The sequence below is a fragment of the Chryseotalea sp. WA131a genome, assembly GCA_025370075.1.
GTDB lineage: Bacteria > Bacteroidota > Bacteroidia > Cytophagales > Cyclobacteriaceae > ELB16-189.
Genome location: CP073016.1, coordinates 4112106 through 4127549 on the forward strand (window position 1 = coordinate 4112106; position 15444 = coordinate 4127549).

The 15444-nt window shown below is 38.0% G+C and carries 17 protein-coding genes; 5 read left to right on the plus strand and 12 right to left on the minus strand.

The genetic code is table 11. The features are described 5' to 3' along the window. Positions 1-41: 41 nt before the first annotated feature. Positions 42-380 carry a hypothetical protein gene (locus KA713_18775; protein UXE66468.1) on the minus strand — a complete coding sequence of 113 codons (339 nt, stop codon included), beginning with the start codon at positions 378-380 and terminating at the stop codon, positions 42-44. 279 nt (positions 381-659) lie between these two features. Here KA713_18775 and KA713_18780 point away from each other — a divergent pair, with 279 nt between their 5' ends. The 4 genes from KA713_18780 to KA713_18795 all read left to right on the plus strand — a co-directional run bounded on the left by KA713_18780 (position 660) and on the right by KA713_18795 (position 4976). Beyond that, on the plus strand, positions 660-2768 hold the full coding sequence (locus tag KA713_18780; protein UXE66469.1) for a DUF2723 domain-containing protein: 2109 nt from the start codon (positions 660-662) through the stop codon (positions 2766-2768). A 4-nt stretch (positions 2769-2772) separates the two neighbouring features. Beyond that, a complete protein-coding gene (locus KA713_18785; GenBank protein ID UXE66470.1) occupies positions 2773-2961 on the plus strand; it encodes a hypothetical protein in 189 nt (62 codons plus the stop codon). Between the two features lie 78 nt (positions 2962-3039). Next, positions 3040-3621, plus strand: coding sequence for a hypothetical protein (locus tag KA713_18790; protein ID UXE66471.1), 582 nt, complete (start codon positions 3040-3042; stop codon positions 3619-3621). 143 nt (positions 3622-3764) lie between these two features. Beyond that, on the plus strand, positions 3765-4976 hold the full coding sequence (locus tag KA713_18795) for an ATP-binding protein (GenBank protein ID UXE66472.1): 1212 nt from the start codon (positions 3765-3767) through the stop codon (positions 4974-4976). A 118-nt stretch (positions 4977-5094) separates the two neighbouring features. On the opposite strand, the gene KA713_18800 is transcribed toward KA713_18795, so the two are convergent. Continuing rightward, complete coding sequence (locus KA713_18800) at positions 5095-5244, minus strand: hypothetical protein (protein ID UXE66473.1); 150 nt, start codon at positions 5242-5244, stop codon at positions 5095-5097. Positions 5245-5496: 252 nt separating this feature from the next. Here KA713_18800 and KA713_18805 point away from each other — a divergent pair, with 252 nt between their 5' ends. After that, positions 5497-5706 (plus strand): hypothetical protein, encoded by a 210-nt coding sequence (locus KA713_18805; GenBank protein UXE66474.1) that lies wholly within the window; start codon positions 5497-5499, stop codon positions 5704-5706. Positions 5707-6179: 473 nt separating this feature from the next. Here KA713_18805 and KA713_18810 read toward each other — a convergent pair whose 3' ends face one another. The 10 genes from KA713_18810 to KA713_18855 form a co-directional block, all read right to left on the minus strand. Then, complete coding sequence (locus KA713_18810; GenBank protein UXE66475.1) at positions 6180-6881, minus strand: transglutaminase domain-containing protein; 702 nt, start codon at positions 6879-6881, stop codon at positions 6180-6182. Positions 6882-7170: 289 nt separating this feature from the next. Next, positions 7171-7902, minus strand: a complete 732-nt coding sequence (locus tag KA713_18815) for a helix-turn-helix transcriptional regulator (GenBank protein UXE66476.1) — start codon at positions 7900-7902, stop codon at positions 7171-7173. A 173-nt stretch (positions 7903-8075) separates the two neighbouring features. Then, positions 8076-8234 carry a hypothetical protein gene (locus KA713_18820; GenBank protein UXE66477.1) on the minus strand — a complete coding sequence of 53 codons (159 nt, stop codon included), beginning with the start codon at positions 8232-8234 and terminating at the stop codon, positions 8076-8078. After that, positions 8231-8686 carry a hypothetical protein gene (locus tag KA713_18825; GenBank protein UXE66478.1) on the minus strand — a complete coding sequence of 152 codons (456 nt, stop codon included), beginning with the start codon at positions 8684-8686 and terminating at the stop codon, positions 8231-8233. Before KA713_18825 ends, KA713_18820 begins: the two co-directional genes overlap by 4 nt. Positions 8687-8873: 187 nt before the next feature. After that, a complete protein-coding gene (locus KA713_18830; GenBank protein ID UXE66479.1) occupies positions 8874-9677 on the minus strand; it encodes a hypothetical protein in 804 nt (267 codons plus the stop codon). Continuing rightward, positions 9678-10316, minus strand: a complete 639-nt coding sequence (locus KA713_18835) for a DUF5034 domain-containing protein (GenBank protein UXE66480.1) — start codon at positions 10314-10316, stop codon at positions 9678-9680. Between the two features lie 658 nt (positions 10317-10974). Further along, positions 10975-12357, minus strand: a complete 1383-nt coding sequence (locus tag KA713_18840) for a DUF4932 domain-containing protein (GenBank protein UXE66481.1) — start codon at positions 12355-12357, stop codon at positions 10975-10977. Between the two features lie 190 nt (positions 12358-12547). Beyond that, complete coding sequence (locus tag KA713_18845) at positions 12548-13333, minus strand: response regulator transcription factor (GenBank protein UXE66482.1); 786 nt, start codon at positions 13331-13333, stop codon at positions 12548-12550. Further along, on the minus strand, positions 13330-14376 hold the full coding sequence (locus KA713_18850; protein ID UXE66483.1) for a histidine kinase: 1047 nt from the start codon (positions 14374-14376) through the stop codon (positions 13330-13332). Before KA713_18850 ends, KA713_18845 begins: the two co-directional genes overlap by 4 nt. Further along, positions 14369-15424, minus strand: coding sequence for a histidine kinase (locus KA713_18855; protein ID UXE66484.1), 1056 nt, complete (start codon positions 15422-15424; stop codon positions 14369-14371). The genes KA713_18850 and KA713_18855 overlap by 8 nt, the downstream gene beginning before the upstream one ends. Positions 15425-15444: the final 20 nt, after the last annotated feature.

Genomic DNA, 15444 nt, shown 5'->3' on the forward strand with positions numbered 1-15444 from the left:
TTCGATGATCGAAGACCATGAAAAATGTAAACTTGGAAAGATTAAGGCGCGTTCGGGGAAATGAAAACCCGGAACAATGTTTTGAAAAAACGAATGGTGGTTTTGCGAACAACTACCGAAAACTTTTTCTGGGTAGCGTTGGGGGTAATTTCATCAATAACGCTTGGCGAATGGTCTTGCACCGCCTGCCCATTCACCGGATTCGATAAATCGGAAGGGGCGCTTACGATGGTTTTGTCCGTTTTGCCCGCCTGCTCGGTGGTGGTGTTTTTCTTTTGGGTTATTTGGGTAGGCTTATAAAAAGATTGGGTAAGCACGATCACGGCCACGGCCAAAATGCCCGTTACCATCAAAATGCGTCTTTTTACCTCTTTATTCATTTTAATTAATCCCACTAGTTTTTCTATTGAGCACGGCAAAAGTAGGGATTACGCCCTAATTTGCAAATGCCTATTTACGTTCAATTTGTAGCCATTGCTTCGGTATGATTACAACTTTTGGCAACTATTTTTTCGATTAATTCACGGTTGCTAAACCTTCCAAAGGTTTGTAACCTTTTTAATCTTCGAAAAGACTGACTTCTTGTTCTTAACCAAAAATCTAAAACTGCGTTTATTTCCCTATTTTCGCCCCTTCATTTTACCATTATAAATAAGCGAATGAAGTTTCAAAAAGTTAACAACATCACGGGCTGGGTCATGTTTGCGGTGGCCCTGATCACCTATTGGCTTACCATGGAAGAAACCGCCAGCTATTGGGATTGCGGTGAGTTTATAGCGGTATCCTACAAATTGCAGGTGCCGCACCCCCCTGGTGCCCCCTTCTTTTTATTGCTGGGCAGAATGTTTTCCTTTTTGGCCTTTGGCGATTTAACCAAAGTAGCCTATTGGATCAACTTTATGAGTGTATTGGCCAGTGCCTTTACTATTCTATTCTTATTTTGGACTATCGTATTGTTCGGCCGTAAAATGATTGGCAGCCCTACTGATAAAGACTTAACTGACAACCAAATTTGGATGTTGATGGGTGCCGGTGCCGTGGGTGCTTTGGCTTACACATTTTCAGATTCGTTTTGGTTCTCTGCTGTAGAAGCCGAGGTGTATGCCATGTCCTCGTTCTTCACTGCGTTTGTGGTATGGGGCGTGTTGAAGTGGGATGTGATTGAAGATGAAAGCAAAGCCAACCGCTGGTTGTTATTAGTAGCCTACATGATGGGGCTCTCCATTGGGGTGCACATGCTCAACTTGGTGACAGTGCCTGCGTTGGGTTTGATTTATTATTTCAAAAAATTCAAACCGAGTTTTTGGGGCATTGTGGCAGCCCTCCTGATCAGCGTAGCCATTGTGTTGTTCATCAACGATTTCATTGTTCCGGGTTTACCTTCTATTGCAGGAGTTTTTGAACTTTCTTTTGTCAATACGTTTGGAATGTTCTTTGGCTCAGGCGCGATGATCTTTACCATATTATTGATCGGGGCTATGGCCTTCGGAATTTACTACACGCAGAAAAAAAATTATCCTGTCTGGAATACCTTTTTATTGGGCACCACTTTTATTTTGATCGGCTACAGTTCGTATTCTACCATTTTGATCCGTTCCGATTACGATACGCTCATCAACGAAAACGCACCCAAAGATGTGATGAGTTTTGTGCGTTACCTAAAACGCGAGCAATACGGCAGTCGCCCGTTGTTATATGGCCCTTACTTCACTGCTCAATTGGTGGACATCAAACAAAAAGAACCGGTTTACACCAAAGGAAAAGACAAATACGAAATCACCGACCGCAAGGTGGAGTATGTGTACGACCCAACACAACAAACCATTCTCCCGCGCATGTGGAATGCCGATAACAAAGATTCATACGAAAGTATCATGGGTTTGCAAGAAGGGCAGAAGCCAACCTTTGGCCAGAACTTGGCGTACATGTTTAGTCATCAAATCGGCTGGATGTATGGCCGCTATTTTATGTGGAATTTTGTAGGCCGCGAAAGCGATGAACAAGGTGCCGATTGGTTGGGGCCACGCTCATGGTTCAAAAACGTACCCGAACAGTTAGCAGAAAACCAAGGCCGAAATAATTTCTTTATGATCCCTTTTCTGTTGGGATTGCTGGGCATGTTCTTCCAACTTAACAAGGACACCAAAAACTTTTCGGTGATAGCGCTTTTGTTTGTGATGTTAGGTGTGGCGATTGTGGTGTACTTAAATTCACCCCCCACCGAGCCACGCGAGCGAGATTATATTTATGCAGGTTCTTACTATGCTTTCGCGATGTGGATTGGTCTCGCAGTAATCGGGTTAACAGAAATCTTCCAAGGAATACTTAAAAAAGGAAAAGGCGCTGTAATTGCTGCTACTTTGATTGGTTTAACAGCACCCGCCTTGATGGCGAAAGATGGGTGGGATGATCACAATCGTTCCGATCGATTCTTCTCGGTTGATTCAGCTACCAATTATTTAGATTCATGCGCCCCTAATGGAATTATTTTTACCGGTGGCGATAACGATACCTTCCCCTTGTGGTATGCGCAAGAAACAGAAGGGTTCCGTACTGATTTGCGCGTAGTCGTTTTGAGTTATTACCAAACAGATTGGTACATCGATCAAACCATGCGAAAGGCATATAAATCAGAGCCGTTCAAATACACACTTTCCTTAAAGCAATATCAGCAAGGTGGTCCCAATGATGTGCTCCGTTATGTTGATGTTAAAATACCAAGTATTGATGCCAACGCAATACATCGAGTTGTTGTCAAAAGACTATAAAGCTTTGAGAGAAGGCGAAAGCAACATTGTGCCAAGCCGTATATTGACTTTAAACATTGACAAAAAAGCTGTTTTGGCCAAGGGTATTATCCCCAAAGGAATGGACAGCTTGGTAGTGGATCAAATGCAAATTCGATTGTTGAAAGGTGCTCTTTATAAAAGTGATTTAGCGCTTGTTGGACTCTACTGGTAACCCAATAACTGGGAACGCCCCATTTACCTTAACCACACCTCGCTAGCGCAAATCAACATCGATTTAAGTCCGTATGCTGTGCAAGAAGGTAATGCCTACCGCATTTTGCCTGTTCGCAACCCTCGCAAAGACCGCGATTATCTGGTGAACACTGAAAAGAGCATGGACATCATGATGAACAAATTCCGTTACCGCGGATTGGATGATCCCTCTATTTATTACACCGATGACTACCGCGGATTTGTAGTAAACCATAGAAGCTCGTTGAATTCATTGGCACAAGCGTTGATTGATGAAAATCAATTGGAAAAAGCCGATAAGGTGTTGATGTTCTCCTTAACCAAAATGCCAGACAAAGCAATTCGCTATGACCACACCGCGCCCGAAACAATCGATTTGTTATTTCAAGTGGGTGAGAAGGACAAGGCCATTGAAATTGCCAAAACAGTAGGCGATCGAGAAATTACCATGGGCAACTATTTGATGCAAGAAGGTCGTGGCATTTCTGATTTACGCAAGAGTATCTTTATTTTAAATGCACTGCAGCGCACACTTTACCAAAATGGTGAAGCAGATTTAGCCAAGAAATACGAAGATGCTTCCGAATCGTTGATGGCCTCGTTACAAATCAGAGGAGATTTGCCAAGAAGCGATCGGTAAGATACAAGTAGCAATACAAATGCACAGTAGGCAGTTGGCAATACACCAACTGCTTATTTTTTACATTTTCATATATCGTTTGATAGTAAACTATAATATTGTTTGATGGTAAACTACAATATCATACATTTGCATCAAACAATATGCTGTTACAAACTCAAATAGCCGAAGTGGCCGATACGCAATCTGAAAATTTTTTACGTAAAAATTTAGGTTGGGAGCGTGAGCTGTTGCACAACTTAGAAGTGCTCAACAATTTTGCCTTGATCGTGACGGGCGTACGGAGATGTGGTAAAAGTACCTTGTTGTTCCAACTATTAAGCGAAAAGTTTGATAGGGCTTTTTACCTGAATTTTGAAGATTCGCGTTTGGCGGGGTTTGAGAACGATGATTTTAAGCGGTTAAACATTGAAATCACCAAACGAAAACCACAGGTGCTTTTTTTTGATGAAATACAAATGCTGAAAAACTGGGAGCTGTTTGTTCGACAGAAACTTGATGAAGGCTACAAAGTTGCCATCACCGGATCGAACGCCACCCTGTTGAGTACAGAATTGGGTACTAAACTTACTGGCCGACATCTTTCGGTCGAGTTGTTTCCTTTTTCGTATACGGAATTTCTCGGGTTAAAGAAGCTAAAGAACACTGACAAATCGGTAATTGAATATTTAAAGAGAGGCGGGTTTCCAGAATATCTAAAAACAGGCAATGGCTTTGTGCTCAATCAGCTTTTAGAAGATATACTCTATCGCGATATAGCCATTCGCTATGGCGTGCGAGATGTAAAGTCATTGAAACAATTGACCGTTTATCTATTGTCTAACATCGGCAAGCCTGTTTCGGCTACCAATCTCAAAACATTGTTTGGCATTAAATCGGTAAGTGCTTTGCTCGATTACTTTTACTATTTAGAAAGTGCCTACCTCGTGCAATTTTTGCCGATGTTCAGCTATTCGTTGAAAAAGCAAATCAGAAATCCTAAAAAAGTGTACGCCATCGATTTGGGTTTGTTCACCGAAAATTCAATAGTGTTCTCAGATGAAAATGGGCGAAGGCTAGAAAACACCGTTTACCTTCATCTGCGCAGAAAGTACAAAGAGTTGTATTATTTTCAAGAAAAAAAGGAATGTGATTTTGTGGTTTTTGAAAAGGGTAAACCGAAAGAATTGATACAGGCTTGCTATGAGTTAACCCCTGAAAATGTGGAAAGGGAAACCAATGGTTTATATACAGCGATGGAGCATTTTAAAATGACTACAGGAAAAATAGTTACCCTTAATTTAAAAGATAGCTTTACCAAAGCAGGAAAAAAAATAGAAGTTGTTGCATTAAAGGAATTTTTGAGTCAATCCTGATGCAATCGTCAGAACTACTTTCTCACCTCCAAAAATAAGTCCAGTGCTGTGGAAGCATCTTCTACCAGTAGGTGCCTGTGCTTTCCATGGCCACCGTCTTTACCTCGTGATCAGATAATCATTTGGCAAGGGACGATAAGTCGTCATTGTAAACACCAAACTCTTTCACATCCATCTCGCGCTGACCAACAGCTACAAAATGAGAGCGGCTCCCAATATCAATTCTGGCTGCATTGAGGTTGACTACTTCCATTGATAGATCTTTCATAAAACATTTTTTAAGTGATTGTTTAAAAATGCCCTAAGGGAATGTATCTTTGACATGAAAGTATTCTGAACGGGGTACTCGCGCGAGTCCACCACTGAAATCATCTCATAGCCTTCTTGCTTGAACAGGAAGGCTTTTCCTGACTTCTGACGCTCGGCCTTAGAAGCGAAATTTTGTCTTGTAACTATTTGAATATCTGTACTTTGTATTTTTTGTTTTCCGATTTTACCGCACTAATGGCTATTTTTAGCCATGCTGTCCATTAGAAAAGTTCGTACCGCTTCGGGTCCTGTGGCAGTGCAGGTTGTGCAGTATCTAGGACACAAGTCAGTGATTTTGAAACATATTGGTAGTGGCAAAAATGGCGAAGAAGTTTTTTCACTTGTGAAAAAGCCAATGAGTGGATTGACAACCGAACAGAACGGGCCTCCCTTTTTGTTGAGCCACATCAGAAAATTTTAGTTGTAGATAGGGGCGAATGTGTTGGAGTTACCCATCAGTTCGCGAGAGAATTTTTATTGTCGGTGCAAGGCTGGCCAATGCTAATCTAGATTTGGTGAAACAGATTCATGCTGCCTTAGGGAATAAAAATGGAACCCGTATCCGTTTTCCATCCTTGCATGACGGTTTGGTTTGCGATTTCTCCGTTAAGCGCCCACAAAAGATACGATGGAAAGCTCTCTTGGAAAATGGGTGAAAAAATGGAATCTGCTACTGCACTAATTGTCAGAACTCAGGATACAAGCTTTAATGTTTTTTGTCAAACGTTATCGTTTAATCATTATCTTTTTCATAGTCGTTTTACTGCCTTGCACCTAACGTTTGTGTTTGCGCAGTGGTAGGCTTTCGAAGCCGCCACTGTCCGCGTGGGCAAACGTTGAACGAAGATAGCACTTATAGCTTACACGTCAACGCGCTATTGAAGAAGCATTTTGTTACCTACCGTTTCTTATTCGTTCAACGTTTCTATTCATTTTGTGTCTTACAATATTACGAAAAATAAATTTTTTAAATACTCCTAGTTGCTGCTGGTGCTTAGCATAAAATTCCTCTGGTGTGTCGAATAGTCCAAAGTCTTGATTTATGCCCTTATCTTGAATATAAGTACTGTTCAAATTCCATTCAATTGGAGGATTTGCAAAATTGTCTGTATAGGCACCATATCCACAAAAAGTTGTTTTACAATCTTTATTCTTTTCTTGCAATTTGGTTAAATATTCTTTGTCAAGAATAACACCTTCAAGAAAGTACCAATTTTCGTTTACATAAATTTCAACCCAACTATGCACGATATTTTTTGGCGAAAGTTTATACCAAATTCCAGTAACCGCACCTTTTTGCAATGCTTTGTCAATAGTGAAACCGTGAATTCTGTTGGGTATTCCAGTAGCTCGTAAAAGTGCCATTAGCAAAGTTGCTTTTGTATTGCATTGCCCATAACCGTCTTTTAAGACTTGTGTTGCTGTTATATCGTCAGATAAGTTATAGCCAAATTTGATGTCATCTCTTACATAGTTGTAAATTGACTTTACTCGCTCAGTCGTGTCCAATGCTAACCAATTTTTACTTTTAACCAAAGACTGAATTGAACTGTTGGCATAGTTTAATATTGGAGTTTCCTTTAAATAATTGCTCATATTTTTTTTGAGTTTAATTGTGAGTATTCTTTTACATGTGCAGTTAAAAGCAAAATGATTGTTATACTTCTAATTTTTTTAATGATTTATTTACAATGCAAAAGTGCGAAGCATTTCAAGCTTAAAATTGTATAAACTGGCTAACTATATTTTTTGTAATAATTCATCGATGAGTTTGAAAAAAAAATATAGGGCAAACCTTCCTTTCTGTAATCTATTCATACTTTTGTATTGGTTTCTTAAAATACAAAAATGCGAAGCATTTCAGACTTAAAATTGTATAAACTGGCTATTCTCGATGCAGAAAAAATTTCGGTGTTACTCCAAATGTTTCTATAAAGGTTCGTGTATAGTGCGAACTGTCAGAAAAGCCAAATGTGTATGCCGTATCAGCGATTGAGTTTTTTGTTAGGTATGGTAATGACTTTACTAACTTGTTCCATAGTTGATACCTTCTAAAATTTAGATTTGTTTTCTCTTTGAACAAGTGCAAAAAACGAGTTGAAGATAAACTGCAATAATCTGCAACTTCTTCTAAACTCAATACTTTTTCAAAATTGTTGCCTATAAACTCAAAAGCCTTGATAATTCTGTCGTCTTGCAAATGATTATCCAATTCACAATTGCATTTATATTTCGTCAGAATTTGTGAAGTTAAAATACATAGGTTTTCAAATGTTATTTCTCGTCTCTCAATTTTATTAAGAACGTCAATCAGTTCATCTGATAAATAGTCGTTTAGAGTTGAATGACTTGATTTTCCATATTTTAAGTATAATTGGTGTCCAATTGCACTTAATGGATTTATGAGAATGGTTAACTGGTTAGTGTTACAGATTAATTTATGTTCAACTTTTAAGTTTAGGAAAAAGGCTTTACCAATATTGTCTGAGTGATTTTTTACAGAAAGTGTAAAATTTGATTTTGACGCAACACTTATTTGCAAAGCGTAATGTTTGTGAAATTTATTTTCAGTCAATTGTCCAACAAATAGCCCGAAGTTTTTGTCAAAGTGAAACATATTATCTGTCTATACGGTGGTTCGGTGAAATCTCCCCTAACGTTTGTGTTTGCGTAGTGGTGGGCTTTCGAAGCCGCCACTGTCCGCGTGGGCAAACGTTGAACGAAGATAACACTTATAGCTTACACGTCACCCCACCATTGCAAATAGCTTTTGTTGTGGGCTGGCCGACCTTACTTGTCCCGCTTGTTAAATTCGGCAGCTTTCCTTTTGAAGTAGTCGATCTCTTCTTTCGGAGTCATTCCTTCAATGTCCTTAGAAATCTCTTCTCTTCTCTGCCTCATAAATTCAACAGCGTCAAATGTCTTTTTTGTTTTTGTCTCGGTTTTCATAACTCTAAAATTTCACGTGGTGTTCTTATTTCTAAAATTCTATGTCCGTTCTTAATATTTACAGAGTTGTAGCCTCTGATTCTTGTGATGTTAACAATGTGTTTGAAATTCCAACTGACTAGAATGTCAGCGTTTACTAAAGTCGCGAGGGCAATGTGTCTACAGTCAGTTCGGCTTGTTTTTCCAACTACACCTTCATTTAGATATTCCTCACCTAATTGGATAGAATCTTCGGTCTGGTCAACATATTCGATTTGTTTTTTGGGAATCGACTTGAAAAAGGCAACAACATTGTCCGGAGCGCCTTGCAGCTCCGTGGTTAAAATGTCCGACAAAATGACTTTAAACTTTCCTTGCTCTACCTTCTCAAAGAAAAGTTTTGTGTAAAACTCGAATTCTTCGTCAAAATATCCTCGAATAACAGATGTGTCGATATAAACTCTTTGAATCATGTCCCAATTTAGCAATTTTCAACGAGTCGTTAAATCGTCACCAGGCCTTGCCCACAACGTTTGTGCTTCTGCAGTAGCGCGCTTCCCAAGCCGCATCCTGTCCCCGGACCCAAACCTGATACGAAGATAAAAACTTATAGCTTACAACTCACCGCTCCATTACAGAAACATTTTGTTTGGGCGCAGATTATTTTAGTACTATAATCAATCCTGTCCCTAAACTCAGCGTAAAAATGTCTTTTTTATACTTACTATATTCAGTAATTGTACTCACTCCTGTGGTTAAGTCAATTATTTCCTTTGTAAATGTAAAATTCGTATTATAATAGGAAGTCATTATTTCGAAATTCCAAAATACTCTTTTTGACAATTTATACCCCATTATTAACGAAGCCGCTGTCGTAAAGTGGTCGTTTGGTCGTTCACCTGTAGAATAATTTACTTGTAACAATGTGTTAGAATTTTTTTCTTTTAAGGTAGCGTTACCCCAATCAGTATAGAATGAAGTAACACCAATAGCGAATTTGGGATGAATAAAAAATCTATCAAGTTCCTTTCTGTAAATTATTCCAATCAGTCCTCTTTCAACATTTCCAGAGATAATATTTTCGTCTCCATAAAAAGCACCTGAAGAAGGAGTAACGAAATATCCGTCTTGATACTCATTCTGTATTCTCTCCGAAAATCTTTTGCCTCGCTTTTGCCCTGCTATTCTGTTTGAAGAACTTCCTTGGTAATTGAATTCTACTCCCCAATGTTTGTGGAAAAACCATGAAACAGCGAATACTTGTAAATAGTAAGTTGTTCCGTCATGATAATCAATCAAATTATCCGTAGCGGTACTATTAAATAGTTTTGTCAATGGAACGTTTAGACCAATAGACGGTCTCACTTGCCATTTGGAATCATAACCCCAATCTGATGTTTCTTGACCAAAAAGATAGGAATCGCTGAATACGAAAAATATTAAAGCAATAAATTTTGTTTTCATTTAAATAAAATCAATTTCTGTTGTCTCTTGTTCAAAAATTCTTCCATCTGATAATGTGATTTGAACCCTGAATTTATTGTTCATGTTTATTTTTGGTGTGGTCATCAGTAGTAATGTCATTTCAAATTCTAATTCGCTTTCGTCATATAAAGTCCAAGCTGAATTTCCATAATAATATCCAATATTCTTTTTGGAATTCAGATAGTCATTGATTGTACTATATGAGTTGTAATTGAAAATCTTGAAGAACTCGGATATGTCGGAGTATGCTGGGTGATTTGAATCAAAGTCGTAAACCGAAAATACTTTAAAAGTAACTATACTATCTTTGGCCATAATTTCTAATGGCGGTGGGCAGTCACAACTAAATGCGTAAGCTGATTGAAAAAATGTCGGTGATGTTTTTTTGTTGCAGGCAACAATTTCTCGGTGAAAATTGACCTTTATACCATAAGCATTTTTAGGCACTGTCGCTGAATTTGTAACAATTGGTTTTTCTCCGCCATTGTCTAGGTTGTCAACTGTCATAGAGAGGTTTGAATAATTCTTCAAAACGGGGTCAATACAATCACAACAGGCGACAACAATCTGTGCTAACACCGGTATCATCCATACAGTCACTATTTTATTTAGTTTCATGTTTTATTTGTGTGTCCAAGCTATTGGTATTTACCATGATTGAATAATTGTTTTGCTTTTGATAAAATTGACATTCAATATCGGTGCAGCCCTTCCCTTTAATGCTCTGCATTAAACTATTAGCTGTCTCAAACTCATCTATGCTCAGAAAAACTTTTGCGGAGGTAGAATCTTTTGCAATTGTAAGCGTACTATTAACTTTTAGGCTATCGCATATTTTTGTAAACTAATTAACATATTCAACTAAATTCATTATGTACCCATCCTTTGGCGATTTATTTTCAACTAAAGGAATTCCCATAACTTCAAATTCAATATCTAGTTTTTGCTTATCAGATTTTATCATAAGATTACTTAATGTCAAATTGCATGAGGAATTCAGGACAGCAAAAATCAACATTGAGAATTGAAATAAACTTGGATATAATATTTTTTTTCAGGTCCACTCTATAATTATTTTGGATTAAGCTAATTCTTCTCATTATCAATTAGTGATTATACATTGTTTAAGTACTTACCGCCAACGTTTCGGGGCTTTGCGTTCGGGCGGGATAAAACGCACAAATGCTTGGCTAATGTACAAAAGTTTTTTATATCTACAAATGCTCGGTTTTGCACTTCAGCCCGCCTGACGCAAAACCCTTGTTAGCAGAGGTTTTTATTTTTTCGCTAATATATAACTTTGAGGTTTTAGCAATATTCCGTTTTCTGATAATAGAGGTTTGTCCATTCCCCACCAATTGAAAATTATTGCGAATTCCTCAAAATCTGTGTCAAATTTCAAAGTCAATTTTTTACCATTATTTGTCCAAACAGCATTTTTAACTTCAATTAATTTCTCTTTTCCTGTTTGATTACCACTTTTAAATTCAACGATTTGAATTTGAAATGGATTTTGGGTATTCATTTCTTCGGAAAACTCAATTACTAAATTTGAAATATCTGCCTTTACAAAATTCTTTGTGTCAATATTTAATAATGTTGGCTGAATTATTTTGTTTTCTACTTTCTTGCACCAATTTAATAATGGTTTATAAACATTTTCAATTCGTCTATTCCTTTTTTGTTTAAAGTAAAGTTCCGATACCTTTTTTGCAAATAAGTTTTGTGCAATAAAACCACGAGAAGCATTTTGATATTGCCATTGTAAAGCAATTGAGTCTGCAACTTTTGGAAAATTCTCTTTTATAAATAAGTCGTAAACAGCCCAAGTCATATATTCATTAAAACTATTAATTCCTGGATAACCTGATTCTTTGTCCCAATTAGTAAGATTAAAATTTGAAGTAATTAGTTTTTCATATTTGTCGGAAATTGGATTTATATAACCGTGGTCCATTTCAGTAAAAAGGGAATGATTTTCAACTATTCTCGTATTATAGTCTGTTTCCAAATTACCTAAAATCAAGTCCTTGCTAATATTTGGAAAATCAACCGTAGTAGAGCTATCGGTATCTCTATGGCAATTTTGTCCACCAACTAATGGAGAAACTGCAACTACATATCTTTTTTTACTTTCACTAATGGGCTTTTCTGCAACTTTATCAAGAAACTGTTTTGACTTGGTCACAAAATAATACTCCTTGTAATTGGAAACAATTTTGTCATAAAATTCTTTGTGGCTTTTATAAAATTGTCTATAGTTTGATTTTAATACAAAGTCGTTAATCAAGTCAATGTTTTTGTCCACTTCAATAGGTCCGAAAGAATTAAATGGATAATCTCTTTTTAATTTTCCATTTTGGTCGAATGAAAAAGCATACATATCTGTTCTGAAACCAAGAAATTTCTCCCATTTAGGTCGTGAATAATTAACACTGTCTAAAAGTGGGTGATTTTTTACTGGCTCAAAATATTTTAAAACCTCATCATAATATGGTGGTATTTTCTGTACGTCCCATTTGTCTGTTCTTCCATATTGAGTTAATGCTAAAATAATATTAGACAATTCATAACTCTCTGTCATCTCTATTTTAATGTTGTCTTGGGAATAACAATTTAGAGTTAAAAGTGTCAAAGTAATAAAGAGTAATTTATTCATATTTCTTGTCAATTGTAGGGTTTCGTTAAAATCTCTGCTAACTATTATATTAACTCAACTCTCAAATCTACAAAATCCTATCTTTATTTGTAATGCCATTATAATCAACAACAATGAAAAAAGCGCAATCGTGTACACGATTGCGCTTTTTGTATTTCTAACTTTTCAATGTCACTAATTAATGTGGTATTCACCCATGGTCTCCATCAAACCACTCTTTAAATTCGCTCACTTTCTCGCGGCTCACAATTATTTCTTGTTCCCATTTAATGGTAGGCGTAATCTTTAAACGGCTGTTGGAATACACCACCACATCTTGTATGGAATTGATGTTGATAATGTACGATCGATTGAGTCGATAAAACATTTTCGTATCCAAAACTTCTTCTAAGTTTTCTAGCGTGTAGTCAATAATGAATTTTTTCAGTTGGTTGGTAATCAGGTACACATCTCGGCCATCGGCATAAAACAGACTGATTTGGTCGGTGGTCACCGAGCGGATATGGTCGCCCAACTTTACCATGAAGCGCGTTTTGATGGACCTTTCTTTTCCTGCCATAACCTCCACCACTTGGTTGCTCTTGCTTTCGCTCCAGCGCAATTGCTCGCTCAGCGATTCTAATTTTTGCAAACTGGTTGTTAAATCCGTGAGCGTAATGGGCTTCAATAAATAATCAATGCTGCTCACTTTAAAGGCATCAAGTGCGTATTCGTTGTAAGCGGTAATAAAAATCACCGGCTTCACCACCTTCACTTGTTTAAAAATTTCAAAGCTCTTCCCATCGGTCAGTTGCACATCCATAAAAATCAAATCCACTTCAGCTTGATGGTCTTCCAGCCACGTAACGGCCGTGCTCACGGAATCTAAGCGAGTGAGAATTTTTATTTCAGGATTGTATTTCAAAAGATACCGTTCCAGCTTTTCTGCAGCCGGTGCCTCGTCTTCAATAATCAAAACGTTTAGTGCTAGGCTCATACCAGTTCAGCATTTTGTAAAACACCGATGGCCGGAAACTTGATATAATGCTGGTTGCCAGCCTTCACTTGCACAAACGTGTTGTCACTAAAGAATGAATAGGAGCGTTGCAAGCGCAAAAAGGAATCCATGCTTTGAGTATGCAGCACTAGTTTATCATTTAATTGATGTTGCAGCACAATGTAATCGTCTTCTTCATAAATCGATAGCAGTAGTGGCGATTTTTTTGAAATCAACGTATTGCGTACAATCGCATCGATGGTCACCATCAGCGAGCCGGGTATCAAATGAATAGGGCTTTCTTTTGGAATGGAGCATTTCACCGCAAGGCAATCATCGTACTTAAAGTTGAGCAAGGCCAATAAGTTTTTGGCAGAGTTTAATTCTTCGCTAAAACTCACTAACTCTTTATGTCTATTCACTAACGTATAGCGATACACGCCCGCCAGGTAATCAATTTGCTCTTCCGCTGCATACGAATCATGATGGATGGTCAAAATCAAATTCTCTAAACTCTCGTACAGTAAATCGGGATTGATGTCGCTGCGAAATGAAAAGAAATCAGCATCCAACTTTTCGCGCAACTTGGTTTCTTGGCTAATCAATTCTTTGTTTTCTAGCTGCAAATAGTATTGCGAAAAGTACAAGAGATTATATAGCAATCCCACAAAGCAAAAGATGATCAAAAATAAATTCAGTTCACCGTTGCCGATGGAAAATCCCAACAAATATTTGAAGTAAGCGGAAATAGCAAGGGTGACCAATAGCAGCGAAGAAACCAAGGTGACAATGGTTTGTACAATCGCAAAAGATTTGTTTTCGTGTACGTTGCTCCATCGCTTCAACAGCACAATCACCAACCGCATCGCTTCGAAAGAGAGGTAGCTGAGTGCAATGCATACATATAACTCTTCGTTGCTGAAAATGGTTTCTACACTTCCCAACGTATTGTTCACTAACAGAATCAACAGATACACCATTACCCCGACAATCACTCCGGAGAGTAGCCTGAAAAACGGATTATGGATAAACAGTTTATTCATTCGTTGTTTTTGGCTTAGCCGATTTTAACACAGGCAATAGCACTGTAAACTTCTCGTCATCGCGCACGGCCACCTTTTCTTCTGTAAAAAATTGGTAGCGCTGTTTGATGTTATCTAACCCTACCTTAAAACTTTGCGCGGGGTTGATGGCTTTCGTTTTGGTATTGGTCACACTGATGTATGTATTGTCGATGGCGGAGATATACACCATCAGTGCATTCTCTTTAGAAATTTGATTGTGTTTTACGGCATTCTCTACCAACATCTGCAATGCCAGTGGCGGGATTTTAGTAGCCATCAAACTCTTTGGCAAGTTGATTTCCAAATGAAGGTGTTGTTCAAATCGCACTTGCAGCAAAAAGCAATACGACCGCACAAAATCAATTTCTTCTTGCAGCAGCACCAATTGTTGTTTTTGGTTGCTCACTACATAGCGAAAGGTTTCGGCCATTCTGCGGATGAACTCCTCGGCCAACTTGCTGTCTTTAAACAAAAGCGAAGAAATGGTATTAAGGCAATTGAACAAATAATGCGGACTGATTTGGCTTTTCAGCGACTCGAACTGTAATTCCAATTGCAGGCGGTTGCTTTTCAGTTCATCCACTTGTGTGATGGCATAATGGCGATAGGAATAGAACCAACCGTAAAAAATTTCATAGATAAAAACCGTGATGGCATATAGGATACATAATTTTAATAACTCTTCTTGACTGGTGTGCAATGCATAGCGCCCTACCACATACATCAGTGAAACAGCGAGCGTAACATTGAAAACAAAGCCAACCAAAAAGCGTAACAGAAAATTCGTTTTCCATTTCAGCCATTGGTTGAGCAGCCCATCAATCTGCAAAACCAGAAAACCCAGGAGATTGGTAGAAAGAATGGCTAACAGATACCGCTGGTAATGTTCCTTTAAAGCGGGCACTTTGCCAGAAGCGCTTACGTGCAAGTAAATGTAAAACACAGCACCCAGCAGTGAGCAAGCTGCCACTCGCCACAAAAGTTTGCGCGAATCCAGCTTCCATACATTGCCGAAGGCTTGTTTCATGAGGGACTAAAGTAATAAGT

Coding starts and splice junctions, on each gene's coding strand:
- KA713_18775 (UXE66468.1), bottom strand. CDS start 380: ATGAATAAAGAGGTAAAAAGACGCATTTTGATGGTAACGGGCATTTTG.
- KA713_18780 (UXE66469.1), top strand. CDS start 660: ATGAAGTTTCAAAAAGTTAACAACATCACGGGCTGGGTCATGTTTGCG.
- KA713_18795 (UXE66472.1), top strand. CDS start 3,765: ATGCTGTTACAAACTCAAATAGCCGAAGTGGCCGATACGCAATCTGAA.
- KA713_18800 (UXE66473.1), bottom strand. CDS start 5,244: ATGAAAGATCTATCAATGGAAGTAGTCAACCTCAATGCAGCCAGAATT.
- KA713_18805 (UXE66474.1), top strand. CDS start 5,497: ATGCTGTCCATTAGAAAAGTTCGTACCGCTTCGGGTCCTGTGGCAGTG.
- KA713_18810 (UXE66475.1), bottom strand. CDS start 6,881: ATGAGCAATTATTTAAAGGAAACTCCAATATTAAACTATGCCAACAGT.
- KA713_18815 (UXE66476.1), bottom strand. CDS start 7,902: ATGTTTCACTTTGACAAAAACTTCGGGCTATTTGTTGGACAATTGACT.
- KA713_18820 (UXE66477.1), bottom strand. CDS start 8,234: ATGAAAACCGAGACAAAAACAAAAAAGACATTTGACGCTGTTGAATTT.
- KA713_18825 (UXE66478.1), bottom strand. CDS start 8,686: ATGATTCAAAGAGTTTATATCGACACATCTGTTATTCGAGGATATTTT.
- KA713_18830 (UXE66479.1), bottom strand. CDS start 9,677: ATGAAAACAAAATTTATTGCTTTAATATTTTTCGTATTCAGCGATTCC.
- KA713_18835 (UXE66480.1), bottom strand. CDS start 10,316: ATGAAACTAAATAAAATAGTGACTGTATGGATGATACCGGTGTTAGCA.
- KA713_18840 (UXE66481.1), bottom strand. CDS start 12,357: ATGAATAAATTACTCTTTATTACTTTGACACTTTTAACTCTAAATTGT.
- KA713_18845 (UXE66482.1), bottom strand. CDS start 13,333: ATGAGCCTAGCACTAAACGTTTTGATTATTGAAGACGAGGCACCGGCT.
- KA713_18850 (UXE66483.1), bottom strand. CDS start 14,376: ATGAATAAACTGTTTATCCATAATCCGTTTTTCAGGCTACTCTCCGGA.
- KA713_18855 (UXE66484.1), bottom strand. CDS start 15,424: ATGAAACAAGCCTTCGGCAATGTATGGAAGCTGGATTCGCGCAAACTT.